The organism is Vibrio sp. J2-4, assembly GCF_021728155.1.
Lineage (GTDB): Bacteria > Pseudomonadota > Gammaproteobacteria > Enterobacterales > Vibrionaceae > Vibrio > Vibrio diabolicus.
Genome location: NZ_JAKKCN010000032.1, coordinates 1 through 2,507 on the forward strand (window position 1 = coordinate 1; position 2,507 = coordinate 2,507).

Consider the following 2,507-nt stretch of genomic DNA (forward strand, 5'->3'; position numbering starts at 1 on the left):
TTCGTATAACAAATTGTTCAAGAGTGATTCGGCACGCGTGGCATTTTTACTATGCGTTGGTTTTAGTGGTTAAGGTGTTATGCGGAACCTTCGGTATTGCGTGCCTCACACCTTAACAAGGCGTTAGGCGAAGAGGGAATGATTCAGAGTTATGGACTTATCAGAAACTGATTATATTGATTTGTCAGATCAAATGGCTGAAATGCTGTTGAATGCGGGGCCTGAAATAACTTTTGAATGGTTGATAAGCTTGTTAGCTCAACAAAGGCCAGAATTAAAATCTTCAAACTCAAAACTTGTCGCATACACAGGCTGTTCTAAAGCGTTAGACTGGTTAGAAGACAATGTATCTTCTCCCGTAACCACACATTGGGGGGAAGGCGCGGCTCTATTAGGCGTGCCTTGGGAAAGAGTTAAACATTGGCTGACCCAAGATAAAAATCACAAGATCATGGCATTAGATACTCTGTACGCATATAGGCTGCCAGCACCAAATATGGCACCTTTTTCTCAAATTGCTGCCCCTGTACTTGAAAATATGCCTTCTGTAGTGGAGTTTGAGTTAACACTTTTAGAAGCTAGAAAAGTGGATTCCAATCCTCGTATGCGCCAAACGATTGATGCAATATTAAAGTACAAAACTGAAATACTGAGTGATAGAGAAAGAGGCGTAGAGGTTGCGCATTTACCGGCCTTATTCGTAAATCCTGAAGGGTTTGGGGAATCAGGTGAAGTCATGGCTGCACATAACAAGGTTTTAGCCGATATTAAAGATTCAATTAAGAAAATAATAGGTGGTGCACAGTAGTTAGCAATCGCCTAACAAAGCATTTAAGAGTGATTCCCAACGCTTGGCATTTTTGATGTCATCGTTAGGTTCTGTGTTTACGGTGGTGTGGTTAGGTTCAGTGGTCGCGTTGCTCACACCTTAATGCGGCGTTAGAAAACAAAATATGCTCAGAAATTATTTCAGTGATATAATGTTGAAAATATTTTAAGGTTTTGAAAAACAAAGTATTCATGGAAAATTTCTTGTCATATTTAAAAATGTTCGCCCATTTAAAAAAGTTCATTCCGAACTGGGCTCTCTTAAAAAGCTTAGAGTCTTTAAAACTAGTCAGGACATCTTATATTTGGTTAGCAATAGTACCAATTTCAAGTAAGATTCTTGCTAGTACAGAAGAGGTTATTGAACTTACTCTGTTCGGGAATAAGTTCCCATTAGCAATTCCATTTTCATGGGAACAGTTTTTTTATGCAGCACTGTTTTTTACTTTAGGTAATATTTTAGTCGTATCTCTAGCCCCTCAACCTATTAAGTCATACAAAGGTTACTCTGAGTTTGAAAGCGAGCACGAGGGCTGGTCAAAAATGAGTTCTTTTTATAAGTCGCATTATCAAAAGTTGCTTGGAGGATATAGTAAATCCTCTATCAAGACTCTTGAAAGGCACTATTTTTTCACGAATTTTGGTGAGAGTTTATTTGGAGATTGCGCAGAGAACGTGGATCGTCTGTTCAACAATATTGTTTCGACGGACCGAACAAAGCTTCCAAGTGCTTTTTGGTGGATTTATGACGTTGTAAATGTGAAGTGGTGGGCTCTAAGATTCCTGATTACCTTTGTTTATGCTTGGGGTTTTTATTACTTAGGTTCAGTGATGTTAGACAATTTGCTTTTTGTATGGACACGATATCCACTTTGGGGATAGTTTTCTAACAAACTGTTCAAGAGGGATTCGCAACGCATGGCATTTTCACTATGCGTTGGTTTTAGTGTTTAAGGTGGTATGCGGCGACTTTGGTATTGCGTTGCTCACCCCTTAACAGGGCGTTATGCTCTCAGGAGGGAGTTGTGTATCTCAGGGAAAAAGATAAAGCTTTGAATAAAGGTGCAATTTTAATCGGCACTATAGGTATTATCGTTATTTCTATTGCATCAGGAAGCTTATTTGTAGCGCTAGGTTTGAGCTCGATAGCCGCAATTAGCTTATGGTTACAGCAAAAGTTTCCGGATAAAAATGGTCTTTACAGCATCGAGGTTCTAGGTGGGCGTATTAGTCTTAAACTGGGAAATAGCGCACTTTGGCATTTGAGTGTATGTGATGTTGAGTCCTATGATACGACTTACTCAAGGGACGGGGCAGTGATCAAAGAAATTACTTTAAAAACGGTGAACGATAGTTATGTCTTACCAAAACTAGATCGCTTTGAAACTACCGCAGTTTTGGATCTTGTAAGTCTTTTGCAAACCCTAAAAGAACGAGCATAACAAATTGTTCAAGAGTGATTCGGCACGCATGGCATTTTTACTATGCGTTGGTTGTAGTGTTTAGGGTGTTATGCGGAGTCTTCAGTATTGCGTGCCTCACACCTTAACAAGGCGTTAGCTGTATTATGGAGTAAGCACGATGATTACAATTAGAAATTACAGCGTAGAAGATGCCAAAGCACTATGGGATATTCACTTTTATACAATTCGGAATATTAATATTCGTGACTATTCTCA

General features: G+C 39.2%; 3 protein-coding genes and 1 pseudogene. All 4 read left to right on the forward strand.

Features of this window, described 5'->3' with window-relative positions; genetic code table 11:
• The first annotated feature begins 151 nt into the window (after positions 1 to 151).
• Complete coding sequence (locus tag L3V32_RS25975) at positions 152 to 808, forward strand: hypothetical protein (protein WP_237285675.1); 657 nt, start codon at positions 152 to 154, stop codon at positions 806 to 808.
• Between the two features lie 224 nt (positions 809 to 1,032).
• The gene (locus L3V32_RS25980) at positions 1,033 to 1,710 is read left to right on the forward strand and encodes a hypothetical protein (protein ID WP_237285676.1); all 678 of its coding nucleotides are present in this window, start codon (positions 1,033 to 1,035) and stop codon (positions 1,708 to 1,710) included.
• Between the two features lie 143 nt (positions 1,711 to 1,853).
• Complete coding sequence (locus L3V32_RS25990; RefSeq protein WP_048626554.1) at positions 1,854 to 2,270, forward strand: hypothetical protein; 417 nt, start codon at positions 1,854 to 1,856, stop codon at positions 2,268 to 2,270.
• A 139-nt stretch (positions 2,271 to 2,409) separates the two neighbouring features.
• A pseudogene (locus L3V32_RS26000) lies at positions 2,410 to 2,507 on the forward strand (GNAT family N-acetyltransferase); the annotation flags it as partial.

Bases quoted from the DNA above. Each gene is read 5' to 3' on its own strand.
- L3V32_RS25975 (WP_237285675.1), top strand. From the start codon at position 152: ATGGACTTATCAGAAACTGATTATATTGATTTGTCAGATCAAATGGCT.